This window comes from Streptomyces hygroscopicus subsp. hygroscopicus, from assembly GCF_001553455.1.
Lineage (GTDB): Bacteria > Actinomycetota > Actinomycetes > Streptomycetales > Streptomycetaceae > Streptomyces > Streptomyces hygroscopicus.
In genome coordinates, this window is record NZ_BBOX01000180.1 from 19,599 (window position 1) to 38,150 (window position 18,552).

Below are 18,552 nucleotides of genomic sequence, written 5' to 3' on the forward strand. Positions count from 1 at the left end.
GAGCCGTGAGCCGGTCCCGGGTGACCAGGCCGGTGCACATACCGTCCTCGTCGCGGACGACCACCTGACCTGTACGGGCGGCGGCCATCACGGACAGTGCCACCTCCACGGTCATGTCCTCCCAGACCTGCGGTCCGGCCGCGTCCGCGGGATCGGCCGTCGTCTGCACGGCGTTGGTACGTGTTGAGCGGAACGGCGTCTGGTCCAGCGTCAAAGGGTGCCTCCTGCGAAGTTGGGCGGGCTTCCTGACACGAAGGTTCTATGCCGCCGCACCGGCGGTGGACTGCCGTACGAGCGCGCGGCGGGCCGCCGAGACGGGGCGGCGTCGGCCACGTGACGTGGCGCCGCGCTTCTTGGGGCGTTCGACCACCGGTGCGGTGATGACGACCGGGATGCCAGAGGGGGCCTGGGCGCCGGTGATGCGGTGCAGGGCCTCTTCGCCGACGCGGACCTGGGTGGTCTGCGGGACGATGCCGGCCGCTGCCATGAGGCGGGTCATGCCGCGGCGCTGGTTGGGGGTGACCAGGGTGACGACGCTGCCGGACTCTCCTGCGCGGGCGGTACGGCCGCCGCGGTGGAGGTAGTCCTTGTGGTCGGTCGGCGGGTCGACGTTGACGACGAGGTCGAGGTTGTCGACGTGGATGCCGCGCGCCGCGACGTTGGTCGCTACCAGCACGTTGACGTGTCCGGTCTTGAACTGTGCCAGCGTGCGGGTGCGCTGTGGCTGTGACTTCCCGCCGTGCAGGGCGGCGGCCCGTACCCCGCTGTTCAGGAGGTGTTCGGTGAGGCCGTCGACGGCGTGCTTGGTGTCGAGGAACATGATCACGCGGCCGTCGCGTGCGGCGATCTGGGTGGTTGCCGTGTGCTTGTCGGCACCGTGAATGTGGAGCACGTGGTGCTCCATCGTCGTGACCGCGCCGGCCGAGGGGTCGACGGAGTGCACGACGGGATCGCTGAGGTAGCGGCGCACGAGCAGGTCGACGTTGCGGTCGAGAGTGGCGGAGAACAGCATGCGCTGGCCTTCGGGGCGGACCTGGTCGAGGAGGGCGGTGACCTGCGGCATGAAGCCCATGTCGGCCATCTGGTCGGCCTCGTCGAGGACAGTGATGGAAACCTGGTTCAGTCGGCAGTCGCCACGGTCGATGAGGTCTTTGAGGCGTCCCGGCGTGGCGACGACGATCTCGGCGCCAGCGCGCAGCGCGCTCGCCTGTCGGCCGATCGGCATTCCGCCCACCACCGTGGCCAGCCGCAGCCTCACGGAGCGGGCGTACGGGGCGAGCGCGTCTGTGACCTGCTGCGCCAGCTCACGCGTGGGTACGAGGATCAGCCCCAGCGGCTGCCTCGCCTCGGCGCGCTGCCCGGCCGTACGGGCCAGCAGCGCCAGCCCGAAGGCGAGGGTCTTGCCGGAGCCGGTGCGGCCACGGCCCAGTACGTCCCGGCCGGCGAGGGAATTCGGCAGGGTCGCGGCCTGGATCGGGAAGGGTACGGTCACGCCTTGCGAACTGAGTGCGCCCAGCAGCGCCGCGGGCATGTCGAGATCGGCGAAGCCCTCCACGGCGGGGAGCGCGGGAGTGATCGTCCTGGGCAGCTCGAACTCCCCCTGGAGCGCGGCGCGCCTGCGGCCGTAACCACCGGAACGGCTCGACCCGGCGGAGCGGCTCCTGGCCGACGAACCGACTCGGCTGCCACCCCTTCCGGATTCGGCACTGCCGTTACGGGTGCGGGTGAAGCGGTCGTTCGTGCGTGTGCGGTTCATGCGGAACCTTCCTCGATGCGGCACATATCAAGGAATTCCCGCAGCGATCAGCAGCACAGAGAATTGCAAGAATGGGCCGGTGGAATGCGAAAGCGAATCTGACCGACGAAAAATCCGTGCGGCGCAGAAGCTGGAATGAGTGGCGCAAAGCGGGACGCAATGTTCGGGCGTCCGCCGCGATGAAGCTACGAAAGGGATGCGTGCACCCCCGAAGGATGCCCCGTATGCGGTGAGCCTACGGGTTTCCTGGTTGTCGTCCGCAGGCGAAACCACTGCGGAAAAATGTGAGTAGCTGGGGCCCGCACCCCGAAGGACGCGGGCCCCAGCTACAACTACGCGACAGTCAGCGTCAGGCGAGAACGATGTTCTCGGCCGTCGGGCCCTTCTGGCCCTGCGCGATGTCGAAGGTCACCTTCTGGCCTTCCAGCAGCTCACGGAAGCCCTGGGCGGCAATGTTCGAGTAGTGGGCGAACACATCAGCGCCGCCACCGTCCTGCTCGATGAAGCCGAAGCCCTTTTCCGCGTTGAACCACTTCACAGTACCAGCAGCCATATCATTTCTCCTTTGAGGCAGTGCATCGGGATCCGCACTGCACGGACCCCGTGTAGCCGCGATGAGCACCCCGCCGGAAAAAGACCGGATAACAAAAGCGCTTCCAGTGGCACAGGCGCCGCCCGGAGAGCACTTGAAGTTTTGGGAACCACAACTGCAACTGAGATCGACAGTAGCACGCCGAAGCGGCCTGTGTAGGGTGAAGAATCCCACCCCACTTAATGCGGTAGAGAATCTGTCTGCCTGTACCGTTGAAACCTCAGCTCGCGGGAACAGATTTTGCCCCAGCCGGAGCGCAACGTTTCGGGAAGCTTCGGGGGCGCGCCCAGCGTAAGGGTAGAGGCCGCTGTGGCCCTGCCGCTGAGGTTTCGCGACGCACGACCCATTGGGACGTTTCTTTTGGCAGTCCGCGCTGCGGAACCTGTTCCGGGTCGGTGCCGAGCGGGCGCGTCTACTGCTGCCCGAGGCACGCGGCCTCGGGCAGTCTGCGAACCGGCACACCGCGTCATTCCGAAGTAACGCGAAACTCGAATTCGGGACGGTCCCACGGCACGGCGGGCGGGTTCGCGTACGCGGTCCCGGTCCGCACTGCACCAGCGCGGTGGTAGAAGCCCTCGGCGGGAAGATGCGACACGACCTTGACACGGTCGAGCCCGGCGGCACGGGCCTCGGACTGCATGTGCGCGACGAGCAGCCGTCCAATACCCCGTCCTTGCGCTTCGTCAGCGACGAACAGCAGGTCGAGCTCCGGTGGAGCGAGGACGAGCGAGTAGAACCCGAGGACCCGGCCTCCATGCTCGTCGGCGCCGACGGCCACAAAGGCGCGGTGGGCCTCGATGTAATCAGGACCGACCCGGTAGCCCGCGACTGCGGCTGCGTACTTACCCTCGTAGGCGCCTGAGCCACGCACGAGCCGCGTGAGCCGTTTGACATCCCGCGCGACGGCCCTCCGTATCGTGATCGGCTGGCCGGTCGGGGAAGTGCGTGAACTCATCGGGAGAGTATTTCGCACCGGGGCGTGCCGTCGTGCGGCGGGTCGGTTGCTCAGGCAGGATTCCTGCACCGCTCCCGGGGATGCCCCTGCTCGGTACCCCTCATGGCGGAGCGGGGCCGGGTCGCAAGCCGGCGTCGGGCAACTCGGCCTCACGCCGCTCCGGACAGCTTCGCGAGAGCCGCCAGGGCCCTGTCGGCGACCTCCTCGACGGTCCCGACGGCGCGTACGGTCACCACGATGTCCGCGTAATGGGCGAGGAGAGCGGCCGTCTGCCGGCGGTAGACCCGCTGGCGGTGCCGGATGATCTCCTCGGTGTCGTCGGACCGGCCTCGGCCGCGCAGACGTTCCACCACGACGTCTTCGGGGGCGTCCAGCTCCAGGACGGCGTCCAGGTCCGCTCCGGTACGGGCCAGGATGGTGGCGAGCGCCCGCGCCTGCTCGATGGTGCGGGGGAAGCCGTCGAGCAGGAAGCCAGGCCGGGCATCCGGTTCCTCCAGGCGCCGGCGGACCATGCCGCCGGTGACGTGGTCGGGCACGAGCTCGCCCGCGTCCAGGTATCGCCGGGCCTCCTGCCCCAGTCGCGTCCCGCGGGTCACGTGCTCCCTGAACAGATCGCCGGTGGAGATGTGCGGGATGCCGAACCGGTCGCCGAGAAGGGTGGCCTGAGTGCCCTTGCCCGCCCCGGGAGGGCCGATGAGGACGAGTCGCATCAGGGGGTACGCCTTTCCAGTCGTTGCCGTGTGCGGGGCGGAGTGATGAGTTGCGTCGAGGGACGGGGGCCGTGCCGGTTGGCCCCGCCCGGGGGTCAGGCGGCACGGCGCGGTCCTGCGGACTGATCGGTCAGGACGAGTACCGGACCGTGCACGAGGTCCGGGCATGCCCCCGCTTCGCCGGAGCACCCGGGCCGGGCCAGGAGGCCGGTCAGCACATCGGGGAGCATCGCGCGGTACCTGACCGCGCCGAGCAGTGGGCTGGGTACGACGGAGCAGACGTCGACGCGGGGCGCGAGTTCGGCCGACAGCCACTCGGTGAGCTCGGTGAGTGCGGCCAGTGCCGCGCCCTGCGCCCCCTCCCGGACCACATCGGCCACCACGTTGACGACTGTTCCGCCGTGCTCGGCCATCCAGCGCCAGTAGCTCCGCTGGATCCAGGCCAGGGGGGTGACCAGGTGGTGTTGCAGGGAGCCCCGCAGGGCCAGGGGGTCCAGTTCCATGAGCGGATGCGCCGAAGGCCGGACGGCCATCAGGTTCACCACGTGGTCGAGCCGGCCGAACCGGCGGACGACCGTGTCGACCGCCCGGCTGAGATCGACCGGGTCGTCGGGGTCGCACCCCAGGGCGAGCACCCGGAGTCCGGCTCCGGCGGTGGGGCCCGCCACCGCGACGCGGGCACCCTGGGCGAGGAGCCCTCGGGTCACCGCTTCGCCGGGGCCGTCCGCCCCGGTGAGAAGCACGGCCCGGCCGGACAGCGGACCACTGCGTTCCATATCCACGTCCCCTTCCTCCGTGTGCCACGGTCCGCGGTCAGTCGGCCCGCGGGAGGCTGCCGGCGAGCCCGGCGTCGATGAGATCCATCACCGAGGCGTCGGCGAGCGTCGTGACGTCGCCGACCTCACGCCTCTCCGCGACATCGCGCAGCAGCCGCCGCATGATCTTCCCGGACCGGGTCTTGGGCAGTTCGGGGACCACCATGATCTGGCGGGGCTTGGCGATGGGGCCTATCTCCCGGGCCACGTGCTCGCGCAGGGCCGCGGTCACGTCCTCCGCCGCACCGGCCGTGCCGCCACGCAGGATCACGAAGGCGACGATGGCCTGCCCGGTCGTCGTGTCCGACGCCCCCACCACCGCGGCCTCGGCGACCGCGGGGCAGGACACGAGTGCCGACTCGACCTCGGCGGTGGAGATGCGGTGCCCGGAGACGTTCATGACATCGTCCACGCGCCCCAGCAGCCAGATGTCGCCGTCCTCGTCGTAGCGGGCGCCGTCGCCGGCGAAGTAGTAGCCGAGATGGGCGAAGCGCGACCAGTAGGTCTCGCGATACCGCTCGTCGTCGCCCCAGATGCCGCGCAGCATGGACGGCCAGGGCTGATCGAGCACCAGGTAGCCGCTCTCCCCCCGGCCGACCTCATCGCCCTGGTCGTCGACCACCTTGGCCGAGATACCCGGCACCGGTTGCTGCGCCGAGCCCGGCTTGGCGGGGGCGGCTCCCGGCACGGGAGCGATCATGACCGCGCCGGTCTCGGTCTGCCACCACGTGTCCACGACCGGCGCCCGCTCGGCGCCGAGGTGCGTGCGGTACCAGCGCCACGCCTCCGGGTTGATCGGTTCACCGACGCTGCCGAGCACACGGATCGATGACAGGTCGTAGCGGGCCGGGATGTGCTCGCCCCACTTCATGAACGTGCGGATGAGGGTGGGAGCGGTGTAATAGACCGACACCCCGAACCGCTGGATGATCTCGAAGTGCCGTCCCTGGTGCGGGGTGTTGGGCGTGCCCTCGTACATCACCGAGGTGGCGCGGTTGGCGAGCGGCCCGTAGACGATGTAGGAGTGACCGGTGATCCATCCGATGTCGGCGGTGCACCAGTAGACGTCGGTGTCCGGGGCGAGGTCGAAGGCGGTGCGGTGGGTGTACGCGACCTGGGTGAGGTAGCCGCCGGAGGTGTGCAGGATGCCCTTCGGTTTTCCGGTCGTACCGGAGGTGTAGAGGATGAACAGCGGGTGCTCGGCGTCGAAGGACTCCGGCCTGTGCTCGTCCGGCCGGGCATCGACCAGGTCGTGCCACCACAGGTCGCGGCCCTCGGTCCAGGGCACCTCGATTCCGGTGCGGCGGACCACCAGGACGTGTTCGACGCTCGGAGTGTGCCGGGTCGCCTCGTCGGTGTTCGCCTTCATGGGCTCGGCCCGGCCCCGGCGGTACTGGCCGTCCGATGTGATCAGGAGACGGGCCTCGGCGTCCTCGATGCGGGACTGCAGGGCGGCCGGCGAGAAGCCGCCGAAGACCACGCTGTGCGGCAGCCCGAGCCGGGCGCAGGCCAACATGGCGAACACGGCCTCGGGGATCATCGGCAGCTGGATGGCGACCCGGTCGCCGGCCGAGAGCCCCAGCGAGAGCAGGGCGTTGGCCGTCCTGCACACCTCGCGCTTCAGGTCCGCGTAGGTGATGGTCCGGGTGTCACCCGGCTCGCCCTCCCAGTGGAAGGCGACCTGATCGCCGTGACCGGCCTCGACGTGGCGGTCGACGCAGTTGTAGGCGACGTTCAGGCGCCCGCCGGTGAACCAGCGGGCGAAGGGCGCGTCCGTCCAGTCCAGGACCTGGGACCACGGGGTCTCCCAGTCCAGGTGTTCGGCCTCCCGCGCCCAGAACGCCAGGCGGTCGGCCGCCGTCGGCTCGGATGGGCGGGACGGCGTCCCCTCCGCTCCCGCGAACGGGCTGCCGGGCGCGGGGCGGAGATCGGAGCGCGGGGTCATGCTGATTCCTCCTGCGGGTGCGGGTGGTCGGTGGCGGGCGGCTCTCGGCGAGCCGGACGACACGCCCGTCACCAGGTCTCCACGGTGGCCGTGGCGGGTTGGTGCGAGGTTGGCGTGAGGGGGCGGGGCTCCCAGGGGCGCTTCGCGGCGCCACCGCGTACGGGCAGGGCAAGGCGGGGCAGCAGCGGTGCCGCGGTACGGCGGCGGAGCGCGCCCTGCCACACACCCCAGCCGTAGGCGAGGTCGTCCAGACGGCGGATCGCCGTGTAGGTGAGCGGATCGAGTGGGGTGCGGGAGCGGTAGTGGTCGACCAGCCCCTCGGCAAGGGCCGCCGTCGCAAGGGTGTAGCGGGCACGGCGACTGACGGCGGCGGCAGCCACGGCGATCGGCCAGTGGTGCCGGGTGGCGCAGCGCAGCAGCTGCTCGGCGGTGCCCCGCAGCGCGGCCAGCGACAGCAGGGCCCCGGCCCGTTGGGGGTGATCGGCGTCCGGCATCCGCCGGGCCACCTTCACCGCGGTCATCGCGGTCAGGGCCAGCGCCGTGACCGCCGGGGCCGGCCTGCCGCGCAGGAGCAGGGCGCAGGCGGCGAGCGACCAGGGGGCGGCGTACAGCGGCGGCACCCGGCCGGGGTGACGCAGGGACAGGTCGGCCGCGCCGGTGCCGTATCCGGCCCGCTGGGCGAGCCAGCGGCGCAGGTCGGTGCGGTGCCGGTGGGCCACGCGCACCGAGGGGACGTAGCGCAGTCGCCAGCCCGCCTCGTGCAGCCGCATGCACAGGTCCACGTCCTCTCCCACCCGCATCCCGGGGGCGAACCCGGCGCCGACGGCGGACCGGCGGACCACGATGGTCGCGCTCGGCACGTAGGAGAGCATCGACACCGGTACGACCGGCCCCTCCCGCGACCCCATGTCCAGCGGCGAGCGGACCTGCTCATAGCGGTCCAGCGGCCGGGGGACGGCAGGGGGCAGGGCGACGATCCGGGGGGCGACGAGAGCCACCGCGGGGTCGCCGAAGTGCGCCAGCAGCCCGGCGAGCCAGCCGGGTTCGGGGATGACGTCGGAGTCGCAGAACGCCACGTACGCCGTCTCCGCCTCGCGCAGTGCGGTGTTGCGGGCGGCGGCCGGGCCGAGGTTGCGCGGGTGCGCGAGCAGCCGGGCGCCGTGCCGCCGGGCCACGCGGGCGAGGGCGTCCGGGTCCTGGGAGCCGTCGTCCACCACCAGGACCGGCAGGGGGGAGGTGGGCGGGTCGGCGCGCAACGCGGTCAGCAGTGCGTCGAGCTGGTCGGCCCGGTCACGGATCGGAATGGCGACCGTGGTGTCGTGGACCGGGGGCATCGGGGGGCGGGGGTGGGCCAGGCCCGCGTCCAGGAGCCGGCGGGCCAGCGCGGCGCTCGCGGCGTCCGTCACCACGAATCCGCCGTCCTCCAGCAGCCGGACGGCAGCGGCACCGAGGCGCAGCAGCCGCGGAGGGGAGCCGCCGAGCATGAGGTGACCGTCCCGGGACCGGTGGGTGGTGGCGGCGAGTTCGACCGCGAACCCGTCGGGGAGCCGGTCCCGGGGCGGGGACGGCAGCGGGGCGGGCCGCGGTGGCGGGCCCGCGTGCCCGGCGAACCGGAACGTGCCCCCGGGCCCGCCGAACAGGATGCCGCCCACCTGCGGCAGGAGCCGGAAGAGCCTCATGTGCCGTCCGGAACGGGAGGTGTCCGCGTCCCCCGGGAACCCTGTCATGCGGTGAACCCCCCGTCGGCGTGGAGTACCGAACCGGTGACGGCGAAGGAGTCGGCCGAGCACGCCCAGGCCACCACCGCGGCCACCTCCTCCGGCTCCAGAGGGCGCCCGGACAGCTGCTGCTCGGCGAGCTTGTCGACCTCGGGCAGCGCGTAGAGGTCGGCCGTGGCCCGCAGCATGTCCGTGCGGGTGGAACCGGGCGACACGGCGACCGCGTTCACGCCGGTGTCCCGAAGATCACAGGCGAGGCCGCGGACCAGACCGACCACGGCGTGCTTGGCGGCGCAGTAGGCGCCCAGACCCCACAGCCCGCGGTGCGCGGCGGCCGAGGCGAGGGCGACGAACCGGCCGCCGCGGGGCCGCGGCCGGCGCAGCAGGGCGGGCACCGCGGCACGGGCGAGGTTGGCCACCCCCAGCACGTCCACGTCGAGCAGCGTCCGCCACTGCGCGTCGGTCTGCTCCCACACCGGGCCGCCGCCGAGCATGACCGCCGCCGCGGCCACGGCGGCGTCGAGCCCGCCGAACTCGCCCTCGGCGAGTTCCACGGCGCCGCGGGTCGCGGCCGTGTCCCTCACGTCCGCCCGGACGGTACGCACCAGGGGGAACTCCGCTGCCAGGGCGTCCAGTTGGCCGGTTCCGGCCAGCGGGTAGGGCACGTCGGGATCGTCGGCGCAGCGGTCCATGGCGACCACCGCCCAGCCGGTGCGTGCCAGGCGCCGTACGGTCGCGGCTCCTATGCCCCGGGCCGCGCCGGTGACCAGGGCGACCCGGCGGCCGGTCATCGTCCACCCCCCGCAGGGGCGATGACCGGCCGCCGTTCGGGCAGGCCGAGCCGGCCCCGCTCCGAGACCCGCCAAGCACGGATGTCCTCGGCGAGGCGGTCCGCCATGCGGTCCAGGAGCCGTTCGCCCTCGCTCGCGCGGGCTCCGGACGGGTCGCCCAGGACACCGGACGGGCTGACCCCGCGGACGGACTCGGCGACGAGGCGGTCCATCAGCAGATGGACGGGGTCGGTGGGCCCCGCGACGGCCCGCTCACCGCGGACGGCCGAGTGCCGCAGCCGCAGCATCAGGGAGGTCTCGGTACGGCCGGCGTGGGCGTCGGAGTTCTTCGGGGCGCACGGCCACCAGGCCACGTCCCGTTCCTCTGCGCGCAGTCCGGCCACCGCCGTGGAGAGGCTGGTCAGGTTGGATCCATGTCCGTTGACCACGAGCAGGCGTCCGGCCCAGCGCAGTATCGAACGGCCGATCTCCGTGACCAGCAGGCTCAGCGCGGTGTGCCCGATGGACACGGTACCGGGGAACCCCTCGTGCTCGCCGCTGGCCGCGTACGGCTGCGCGGGCGCGACCAGCACGTCCAGGGTGCCGTGCAGCCGGGTGGCGGCTCGCTCGGCGACGGCGGTGGCCACCGCCGTGTCGGTGTCGAGCGGGAGATGCGGACCGTGCTGTTCGCAGGAGCCGAGCGGCAGCAGCACCAGGGGGCGACGGTCGTCCAGGTCCGGCCAGGTCAGGTCGGCGAGCCGGGCCGCCGTCCGGTGCCGCGGCCATGCCCTGGCTGCCGGGGCGGGAGGGGGCGCCATGTCAGACCGCGCCCAGGGTGCGAGTGAACCCGGGCGGCACCACCAGGTCGTCCCGGGTCGGTTCGTGGACGGAGGAGCGTCCGAGGCCGAGCAGGGCGGAGTCGATGCCGCGGCTGAGGATGTCGAGGACGTTCTCCACGCCGGCCTGGCCGCCCGCCGCCAGGCCCCACAGGTAGGCGCGGCCGATCATCACGGCCCTGGCGCCCAGTGCCAGGGCCTTGACCACGTCGCTGCCGCGCCGGACACCGCCGTCCAGCAGCAGTTCGACCTGGTCGCCGACCGCGTCCGCGATGGCGGGCAGGGCCCGGATCGGCGCCGGGGTGGCGTCGAGGTTGTTGCCGCCGTGGTTGGACACCGAGATCGCGGTGACCCCGGCGTCGACCGCGCGCCGGGCGTCGTCCACCCGGCAGACGCCCTTGAGGAGGAACGGCCCGTCCCACTGCTCGCGCAGCCAGCGCACATCGTCCCAGGAGGGTGGCGGAGTCTGCATCCACGCGCCGTACGCGCCGAAGAACGTGGGCGCGTCGTGGCCGGACTCGGCGAGGTTCGGGGTGGTCAGATCCGGAAGGCTGCGGGACCTGGCGAATTCCCACAGCCAGCGTGGACGAGTCAGCGCCTCGGGTGCGAACTGCGCCATGGCCTTCAGGTTCAGCCGCTCGGGTATCTTCGGGCTGCCCCAGTCGCGTCCGTAGGAGAAGGACCAGTCCAGGGTGACGATGAGCCCCTTGGCCCCGGCCTCGCGGGCGTAGTCGACCCTCCGCCGCATCGCGTCCTTGGAGCCCATCCAGTACATCTGGAAGAACGTCCGCGGATTGGCGGCCACGACCTCGGACAGCGGCTTGCTGGCGAAGGAGCTGAGCCCGATCGCGGTGCCGCGCGCCGCCGCGGCACGGGCGACGGCCACCTCTCCGTCCGGGTGGACGGCCTGTACGCCCGTCGGGGAGATGATCACCGGCAGTGCGATCTGCTGTCCCATGACGGTCGTCGCCAGGTCGCGCTTGGCCGACAGTCCGGCCACGTGCGGGGCGAAGCCCAGCTCGGCGAAGGCGGCGGTGTTGTCGTCATAGGAGACGCCCTTCTCCGAGCCGGCGAGCAGCGCGCTGTAGACGGACTTCGGCAGCCGCTTCCTCGCCAGCCGCTGTGCCTCGGCGACCGTCTCGATCCACTTGCTCATGACGTTCCTCTCTCGTCGGGTACGGCGCGGGCACCGCCCAGGTCGGCGCCGGCCAGCGGACTGACGTCGCAGAAGCGGTCGGGGCGGTGAGTCCGGACGGCGGGCATGCCCAGCGGCACGGTGCGGTGCGAGTGGTCGTTGCCCTGGGGCGGAGGCGCGGAACGATCGGTGGCCGCGAGCGCGGTGACGCCATGGCCCTTGACGCATTCGGGGTCCGGGCCGTCCAGCGGCAGGCCGGTGAAGAACTTCGCGGCCATGCAGCCGCCCTGGCAGGCGTCGTACGCCGAACAGCCCGAGCAGGCACCGCCGGAGGCGGGCCGGCGCAGCTCGGCGAAGAGCTCGGAGTCGCGCCACACCCGCTCGAAACCGCCCGGGGTACGCACGTTGCCCGCCTTGAAGGCGTCGTGGATGGCGAACGGGCAGGCGTACACGTCACCCACCGGGTCGATCAGGCAGACCACACGCCCGGCTCCGCACAGGTTCAGGCCGGGCAGGGGATCCGATCCCAGTGCGTTGAGGTGGAAGAAGGAGTCACCGGTCAGCACCTTCTCGCCGTGGCCGAGGAGCCAGGCATACAGCTCGCGCTGCTGATGGGCGGTGGGGTGCAGGTCGTCCCAGACGTCGGCGCCGCGGCCGGAGGGCCGGAGCCGCGTGATGCGCAGCTGTGCTCCGTAGCGGTCGGCCAGGGCCGCGAAGTCATCCAGCTGCGCGACGTTCTGCCGGGTCATCACGACCGACACCTTGAAGCCGGCCAGGCCCGCGGCGGCCAGGTTCTCCATCGCCCGCACCGCCATGTCGTACGATCCCCGGCCGCGCACCGCGTCGTTCACCTCGCGGGTGGCGCCGTCGAGGGAGATCTGGACGTCGACGTAGTCGGTGGCGGCCAGCCGCCGCGCCCGCTCCCTGGTCAGCCGCAGCCCGTTGGTGGAGAACTTCACCCCGACCTGGTGGGCGATCGCGTAGTCCAGCAGCTCCCAGAAGTCGGGGCGGACTGTGGGCTCGCCGCCGCCGACGTTGACGTAGAAGACCTGGAGACGCTGCAACTCGTCGATCACGGACCTGATCTCGTCCGTCGAAAGCTCCGCCGGATCGCGCCGTCCGGAGGAGGACAGGCAGTGCACACAGGAGAGGTTGCACGCGTACGTCCACTCCCACGTCAGGCAGATCGGGGCGTGCAACCCGCCCTTGAACTGCTCGACGAGGGCGGGTACGGGCGCGGCTTCGCGGGTGTCGGTCACGGCTGCGGCTCCGCTTCGCTGAAGTCACTGAGGGATGATCATGTCGGCGGCGGCCAGCGTGGCCAGTGCGCGCCGGAAGGCGTCCCGGTGTCGCTCGGACACTCCGGCCAGCGCCTGATGGACGCTGGCGTACTGGTCCAGCTCGACGACGAGGTGGACGAGTTCGGGTGCCTTGAGGAACGACAGCCGACGGTTGCCGAAGTGGTAGGCCAGCGCCCCGAACGGTTCGGGGCGCAACGCCACACCAGGGCTGAGCCGGTAGGGCCGGGCCGGGTCGAGTGGGGCGGGCATGACGGCCACTCAGTAGACGCCGCACATGCCGTCGATGGAGACCTCCTCGACGAGGACCTCCTCGGCCACATCGTCCACCGCGGTGGCGACGGCCTCGGCGGCCTCGGCTTCCCGGTGGACGGAACGGGGTTCGTCCTGCACTGCGTGCATGGCACTCCTCCTGGAGCAAAAGGCGATGAGGGCAAGGGAGGGAATCCGGACCACGGCACCCGGTCCGGACACCACTCGACGCTAGGCCGGGCGGCCCCGCGTCTCGCCCTGCTTCCGGCCCTCCTCGCCCTGCCCGGTCGGACAGGTACGACCCGTCCGCCGCTGGTCAGCGGCGCTCGCCCTGCCGATCGGGCAGGGCGCATCCCCTCCTTCCGCGCCCAGCCGCCGTCCGAGTGGCCGGTATCGCGCCGCCGCGCGTTCGGCGGAGGGTGAGCAACGCCGCAATGGTTCGGCACGTCCGTGCTCCACCCGGACATCTGGGCCGCCGGCGACGGAGCAGCCGACGCAGCACGCGCGGTCCACCGCGCGGAGAGGAAAGTCGCGATCATGCAGGTCGAAGAACTTCTCAAGCCGTTCCCGATCAAGGAATCCCACCCCTTCCCGCGGGCGCTGATGGGCCCGGGAGCCCACGAGCTGATCGGTCCCGAGGCCAGGAAACTCGGGTTCAGGCGCACACTGGTGATGACCACGGGGCTGCGGGGCAGCGACACCGTTCACAAGATCGTCGAGTCGATGAAGTACCACGGCCTGGAAGTCGTGGTGTACGACAAGGTCGAGTCCAACCCCAAGGACTACAACGTCATGGACGCCGTGGCGCTGTACCAGGAGAACACGTGCGACTCCTTCGTCTCCATCGGCGGCGGCTCCTCGCACGACGCGTGCAAGGGCGCCCGCATCTCGGTGGCCCACGACGGCCGCACCGTCAACGACTTCGAGGGCTTCAACAAGTCCGAGAACCCCGAGAACCCGCCGCATATCGCGGTGTCGACGACGGCGGGCACGGGCTCGGAGACATCGTGGGCGTACGTCGTCACCGACACCACCACCGATCCCGACAACCCCCACAAGTACGTCGCCTTCGACGATGCCTCGGTGGCCTCCCTCGCCATCGACGACCCGACGCTGTACTACGACTGCCCGCTCGACTACACCGCGCAGTGCGGTTTCGACGTGCTGGCGCACGCCTCCGAGCCCTATGTCTCCCGGCTCGACTTCCAGCCGTCGCTGGGCAACGCCCTGCACGCCGTCCGGCTGACGGCCCGCCACCTGCGGCAGGCGGTGTGGAACGGCCAGGACCTGGCCGGGCGCGAGGGCATGATGTACGCGCAGTACATCGCGGCACAGGCGTTCAACTCCGGTGGCCTGGGCATCATCCATTCCATCTCGCACGCGGTCAGCGCGTTCTACGACACGCACCACGGGCTCAACAACGCCATCGCGCTGCCCCGGGTGTGGGCGTTCAACATGCCGGCGCGGTACGAGCGGTTCGCGGACATCGCCGAGGCGATGGGCGTGGACACGCACGGCATGACGAAGGTCCAGGCGGCCGAGGCGGCCCTGGCCGCGGGCATCCGGCTGCTGCGCGACGTCGGTATCCCGGAGAAGTTCACCGATGTCCACCAGGACTCGTACGCGAAGAACCGGCTCGGTCAGGGCCCGACCAGGTACTACCAGCAGTCCGACGTGATCAAGGGCGACGCCGCCGACGTCGACCGCATCACACACCACGTCCTCGGTGACGCCTGCACCCCGGGCAACGCCAAGGAGTGCACGTTCGACACCGTCCGGCCCGTCGTGGAGCACTGCATGAACGGCGACCTGGACGATCTGCTCGGCTGATCCGCTTCCGTCGAGCGCTCCCGGACCGGGGCGGGGGACGGACGACCCTCACCGTCCCCCGCCCCGCCGCCCCTCCCCGTCTCCCCCTGCCTCTCCTCGCCCCGACGGAGGACCCGTGCCCGCCACACCCGCCCATCCCGCCGAGTTCACCTCGGTCGAGGACGTCACCGAACGCTTCGCCGCCCACGGCTACATCGCCGACCGCCGGCTCGCCACGACCGTGTTCCTGCTGACCAGGCTCGACAAGCCGGTGCTGCTGGAGGGGCCGGCCGGCGTCGGCAAGACCGAGCTGGCCAAAACACTCGCCGCCACCACGGGACGCAGGCTGCTGCGCCTGCAGTGCTACGAGGGCCAGGACGAGAGCCGCGCCCTGTACGAGTGGGACTACGGCAAGCAGCTGCTGTACACGCAGATGCTGCGGGACAAGATCGGCGAGCTGACCGCCGGCGCCCCCGATCTGGTCTCGGCCGTCCGGAGGATCGAGGAGCAGGACAGCGTGTTCTTCTCGGACCGGTTCCTCGCGCCGCGCCCGCTGCTGGAGGCGGTCCGCGGCGAGGAGCCCTCGGTGCTGCTGATCGACGAGGTCGACCGGGCCGACGAGGCGCTGGAGGCCGTACTCCTGGAGTGCCTCGCCGAGTACCAGGTATCGGTCCCCGAGATCGGCACGTACACCGCGAAGACTCCGCCGTACATCGTCCTGACCTCCAACAACTCCCGCGATCTGTCCGCCGCGCTCAAGCGCCGCTGCCTGCATCTCTCCCTCGGCTACCCCGATGCCGAGCGCGAGCTGGAGATCCTGCGCTCCAAGGACACCGGGCTGCCCGAAGCCACCGCCCGCCATCTGGTCGAGGTGGTGCGGGGTCTGCGCGAGCTGCGGCTGCGCAAGAATCCCAGCATCTCCGAAACGGTCGACTGGGCCCGCACCCTGGCCGTGCTGGGGGTCGAGGAGCTCGGTCCCGAGGTGCTCGCCGACACCGTCAACGTCGTCCTCAAGTACGAGCGCGACCTGGGCCGCGCCCTGGACGTCCTGCCACGCCTCGTCGACCCCAACCGCACGCTTCCCGAGCCGGGGCACCACCACGACGGCCACGGCCACCCTCACCACCACCACGACGACCACGACCACGACGACCGTCACCACCACGACCGTCACCACCACGACGACCGTCACGAGGCGGACGGGCGCGCGCTCAGGACGGCCATGGACCGGCAGGGCCGTCACGACAAGGGCTACTACGGCGCGCCGGGCCCCGGCCCCACGCGCCGCACCGCACCCGGTGCCGGCCAGGGTGCCCGCGCCTTCGCCGCCATGGCCCGCCGCCGCGCGGTCTGACACGGACCACAGGAGGCGGAATGGAAACCGGTGTGCACCGATTCGTCCGGGTACTGCGGCTGTTCGGGCTGCGGGTGTCCGTGTCGGAGGCCATGGACGCCATGCGCGCGGCCTCCCAGCCCGGGGTGCTCGGCGGGCGCGAAACGCTGTGTGAGGCCCTGCGCATGACGCTGGTGAAGGACCGCCGCGACGACGAGCTGTTCGACGAGCTGTTCGCCGCGTTCTTCTCGCTGCGTCCGGTGACCGACGCGGCCGATGGACACGGTCACGGCCACGAGCACGACGGCCTGGCGGACACCGGCGACCTGCGGTCGTACACCGTCTCCGACGAGCCGTCCGAGACCCCGCAGCAGGGACACAGCCACGGCGAGCCGGACGACATCCGCGACCTGTTCGACCAGCAGGACCTGGCCCAGCGGTACAACCTCCACCAGGAGGCCAACAAGCTCGACCTGGCCTCGATGACCGACGAGATCGTGCTGTCCGAGGACGGCGGCACCGGCGCCGCCGGCGCCCCGTCCGTCCAGCTGGAAACCGAACGGCTGCACGGCGCCGGTATCCCCGGGCAGCTGGCGGTCGCGGCCGGACGCCCGATCGACACCACACTGACCGTCGCCCAGCAGGACGCCCTGCTGGGCCTCGCGCACGGCTCCGACCGGTTCGACGAACCCGAACGCGGGCCGGTCCGGCAGCAGTCGGCAGGCGTCGTGGACAACCTGCCCGAGTTGCTGAAACGCCACCTGGACCGCCTCGCCCGACTCCGGTCCGTGGCAGTGGAATCCGCGCAGATCGCCGCCCGCGCTCGCGCGGAAACCGTCGACGAGGACGAACGCGCCCAACTGGAGGAGGCCCTTCGCCGGATCGGCCGCTCCCTGCACGGCGCCCCGACCAGCCGCCGGCGCGAGACCCCGCGCGGGCACGTCCACGCGGGCCGCACCATGCGCCGCAACATGCGCTACGACGGCGTACCGTTCCGGCCGGTCACCGTCACCCGGGCCGAGGACCGGCCCCGCCTGGTGATCCTGACCGACGTCTCGCTGTCGGTGCGGGCCACCGCCCGCTTCACCCTGCACCTGGCGCACGGGCTGCAGTCGCTGTTCGGGCAGGTCCGTTCCTTCGCCTTCGTCGACGAACCGACCGAGATCACCGAGCTGTTCAGCGCGCACCCCCTGGAACGGGCGCTGGGCCTGGTCTTCGACGGCCTCCCGGCCGGCGGCCTGCTCGATGTGGACGCGAACTCCGACTACGGCCGGACGTTCGAGCTGTTGCTCGCGGAGCACGCCCCCGCCTTGGGCCGCCGCACCACCCTGCTGGTCCTGGGCGACGGACGCGGCAATGGCACCCCCCCTGGGCTGTCCGCCTTCGAGGAAATCACCCGCAGGGTGCGGGAGACGATCTGGCTGACCCCCGAACCCCGGTTCTCCTGGGGCCTGGGCGCCTGCGACCTGCCGCGCTATGCCGAGTACTGCGACCGTGTCCAGATCGTCGCCGACCTCGCAGGTCTGGAGCGGACCGCTCACCGCATGGCCACGGAGGTGACCGGACGATGAACACGGACCCGCGCAGGCGCCGGGGGGCGTCTTCATGAGCGTCACCGGCCTCCGGAGCGCCATCGCCGCGCGCCGCATCGACCCCTTGGCACCGTGCCCGAACGGCGCGTACGCCGACCATCTGGTCCGAGTGATCCGCGACAGCCCCCGGACCGGCGACGCCACACCCCGGCCGATCGTCCGCACCGAACACTTCACCCTGCGCCGCCGCGGCCGCCGCGTCGAGCTGGGCCACTCGCTGCGCCCCAAGCAGCTGGACAACGACCTGGCCGGCCTGCTCGCCGAGGAGTTGTTCGCCCCCGGCTGGCTGTCGGGCAACGACATCTTCGAGCGGGTCTTCACCGGGGTCGTGCGCTCCTGCGTGGACGGAGCGCTGCCCGCCTGGACCACGTTCTACGACAACACACTGGCCCGCATCCGGGAGTGCTGGCGGACTCCGAAGCCGGCCGGTCACTCGTCGATCGCGGGGTTCGCTCCCGTCTACCGCCACACGCTGGACCTCATCGTCCCGGGCACGGTCCTGGACATGGGCTCCTGCTTCGGCTTCCTGCCCCTGCTGCTCGCCGAGCGGGGCGAGACGGGGGTCCGCCCGGACCGAGCCCGGGAAAGGCGCCCGCACTCGGTGATCGCGTCGGACCTGGCACAGGGCACCATGCGGCTGCTGGACACCGTGGCCCGCGCACGGGGTCTCCCCCTGGACACGCTGGTCTGCGACGCGGCGCGGGTGCCCCTGCCGGACGGTTCGGTGGACGTCGTCACCGTCATCCACGTCCTGGAGCACCTCGAGCCCCGACACGGCGACGCCCTCGTGACGGAGGCCCTGCGCCTCGCCCGGCAGCGCGTGGTGGTGGCCGTGCCGTACGAGGACGAGCCCACGGCCGCGTACGGGCATGTGCGGTGTTTCGACCCCGGCCGGCTCGCGGCGCTGGGCCGCCGCACCGGCCACCGCTTCTCCGTCGCCTCCTGCCACGGCGGCTGGCTGGTCCTCGACGTGAGCTGACCCGGGCCCTGCCCGGTCAAGGGGGCCGGGACCGGCCCGGACCGGTTCCGGCCCCCT

Annotated in this window: 17 protein-coding genes and 1 pseudogene; 4 read left to right on the forward strand and 14 right to left on the reverse strand. The window is 71.7% G+C overall.

The features are described from left to right. Position 1: 1 nt before the first annotated feature. From AXW62_RS46935 to mftA, 14 genes and pseudogenes are all read right to left on the reverse strand, one after another. Positions 2 to 214: pseudogene (locus AXW62_RS46935) on the reverse strand (CBS domain-containing protein); the annotation flags it as partial. 45 nt (positions 215 to 259) lie between these two features. Next, on the reverse strand, positions 260 to 1,756 hold the full coding sequence (locus AXW62_RS19740; RefSeq protein ID WP_060945693.1) for a DEAD/DEAH box helicase: 1,497 nt from the start codon (positions 1,754 to 1,756) through the stop codon (positions 260 to 262). A 349-nt stretch (positions 1,757 to 2,105) separates the two neighbouring features. After that, complete coding sequence (locus tag AXW62_RS19745) at positions 2,106 to 2,309, reverse strand: cold-shock protein (RefSeq protein ID WP_014145516.1); 204 nt, start codon at positions 2,307 to 2,309, stop codon at positions 2,106 to 2,108. A gap of 505 nt (positions 2,310 to 2,814) precedes the next feature. Continuing rightward, positions 2,815 to 3,303: a GNAT family N-acetyltransferase gene (locus AXW62_RS41155; protein WP_079115697.1), complete on the reverse strand. Its 489-nt coding sequence runs from the start codon at positions 3,301 to 3,303 to the stop codon at positions 2,815 to 2,817. Between the two features lie 149 nt (positions 3,304 to 3,452). Continuing rightward, the gene (locus tag AXW62_RS19755) at positions 3,453 to 4,013 is read right to left on the reverse strand and encodes an adenylate kinase (protein ID WP_102885078.1); all 561 of its coding nucleotides are present in this window, start codon (positions 4,011 to 4,013) and stop codon (positions 3,453 to 3,455) included. A 95-nt stretch (positions 4,014 to 4,108) separates the two neighbouring features. Beyond that, complete coding sequence (locus AXW62_RS19760) at positions 4,109 to 4,789, reverse strand: SDR family NAD(P)-dependent oxidoreductase (protein ID WP_060945695.1); 681 nt, start codon at positions 4,787 to 4,789, stop codon at positions 4,109 to 4,111. 37 nt (positions 4,790 to 4,826) lie between these two features. Next, on the reverse strand, positions 4,827 to 6,773 hold the full coding sequence (acs, locus tag AXW62_RS19765) for an acetate--CoA ligase (RefSeq protein ID WP_060945696.1): 1,947 nt from the start codon (positions 6,771 to 6,773) through the stop codon (positions 4,827 to 4,829). 68 nt (positions 6,774 to 6,841) lie between these two features. Next, on the reverse strand, positions 6,842 to 8,500 hold the full coding sequence (gene mftF / locus AXW62_RS19770) for a mycofactocin biosynthesis glycosyltransferase MftF (protein ID WP_252368655.1): 1,659 nt from the start codon (positions 8,498 to 8,500) through the stop codon (positions 6,842 to 6,844). Beyond that, the gene (locus AXW62_RS19775) at positions 8,497 to 9,282 is read right to left on the reverse strand and encodes a mycofactocin-coupled SDR family oxidoreductase (protein ID WP_060945697.1); all 786 of its coding nucleotides are present in this window, start codon (positions 9,280 to 9,282) and stop codon (positions 8,497 to 8,499) included. Before AXW62_RS19775 ends, mftF begins: the two co-directional genes overlap by 4 nt. After that, a complete protein-coding gene (mftE, locus tag AXW62_RS19780; protein ID WP_060945698.1) occupies positions 9,279 to 10,079 on the reverse strand; it encodes a mycofactocin biosynthesis peptidyl-dipeptidase MftE in 801 nt (266 codons plus the stop codon). The genes AXW62_RS19775 and mftE overlap by 4 nt, the downstream gene beginning before the upstream one ends. 1 nt (position 10,080) lies before the next feature. Next, positions 10,081 to 11,253, reverse strand: a complete 1,173-nt coding sequence (gene mftD, locus AXW62_RS19785; protein WP_060945699.1) for a pre-mycofactocin synthase MftD — start codon at positions 11,251 to 11,253, stop codon at positions 10,081 to 10,083. Continuing rightward, positions 11,250 to 12,491, reverse strand: a complete 1,242-nt coding sequence (gene mftC / locus AXW62_RS19790; protein ID WP_060945700.1) for a mycofactocin radical SAM maturase — start codon at positions 12,489 to 12,491, stop codon at positions 11,250 to 11,252. The genes mftD and mftC overlap by 4 nt, the downstream gene beginning before the upstream one ends. A gap of 24 nt (positions 12,492 to 12,515) precedes the next feature. Further along, entirely contained in the window at positions 12,516 to 12,782 is a 267-nt protein-coding gene (gene mftB, locus AXW62_RS19795; protein WP_060945715.1) for a mycofactocin biosynthesis chaperone MftB, read from the reverse strand. A 9-nt stretch (positions 12,783 to 12,791) separates the two neighbouring features. After that, positions 12,792 to 12,932, reverse strand: a complete 141-nt coding sequence (gene mftA, locus AXW62_RS39895; RefSeq protein WP_063817619.1) for a mycofactocin precursor MftA — start codon at positions 12,930 to 12,932, stop codon at positions 12,792 to 12,794. 387 nt (positions 12,933 to 13,319) lie between these two features. On the opposite strand from mftA, the gene mdo reads away from it, so the two are divergent. From mdo to mftM, 4 genes are all read left to right on the forward strand, one after another. Beyond that, positions 13,320 to 14,612: an NDMA-dependent methanol dehydrogenase gene (mdo, locus tag AXW62_RS19800; RefSeq protein WP_060945716.1), complete on the forward strand. Its 1,293-nt coding sequence runs from the start codon at positions 13,320 to 13,322 to the stop codon at positions 14,610 to 14,612. A gap of 115 nt (positions 14,613 to 14,727) precedes the next feature. Next, on the forward strand, positions 14,728 to 15,945 hold the full coding sequence (locus tag AXW62_RS19805) for an AAA family ATPase (RefSeq protein ID WP_060945701.1): 1,218 nt from the start codon (positions 14,728 to 14,730) through the stop codon (positions 15,943 to 15,945). Between the two features lie 20 nt (positions 15,946 to 15,965). Next, positions 15,966 to 17,495, forward strand: a complete 1,530-nt coding sequence (locus tag AXW62_RS19810; protein WP_060945702.1) for a VWA domain-containing protein — start codon at positions 15,966 to 15,968, stop codon at positions 17,493 to 17,495. Between the two features lie 34 nt (positions 17,496 to 17,529). Further along, positions 17,530 to 18,495 carry a mycofactocin oligosaccharide methyltransferase MftM gene (mftM, locus tag AXW62_RS19815; RefSeq protein ID WP_060945703.1) on the forward strand — a complete coding sequence of 322 codons (966 nt, stop codon included), beginning with the start codon at positions 17,530 to 17,532 and terminating at the stop codon, positions 18,493 to 18,495. Positions 18,496 to 18,552: the final 57 nt, after the last annotated feature.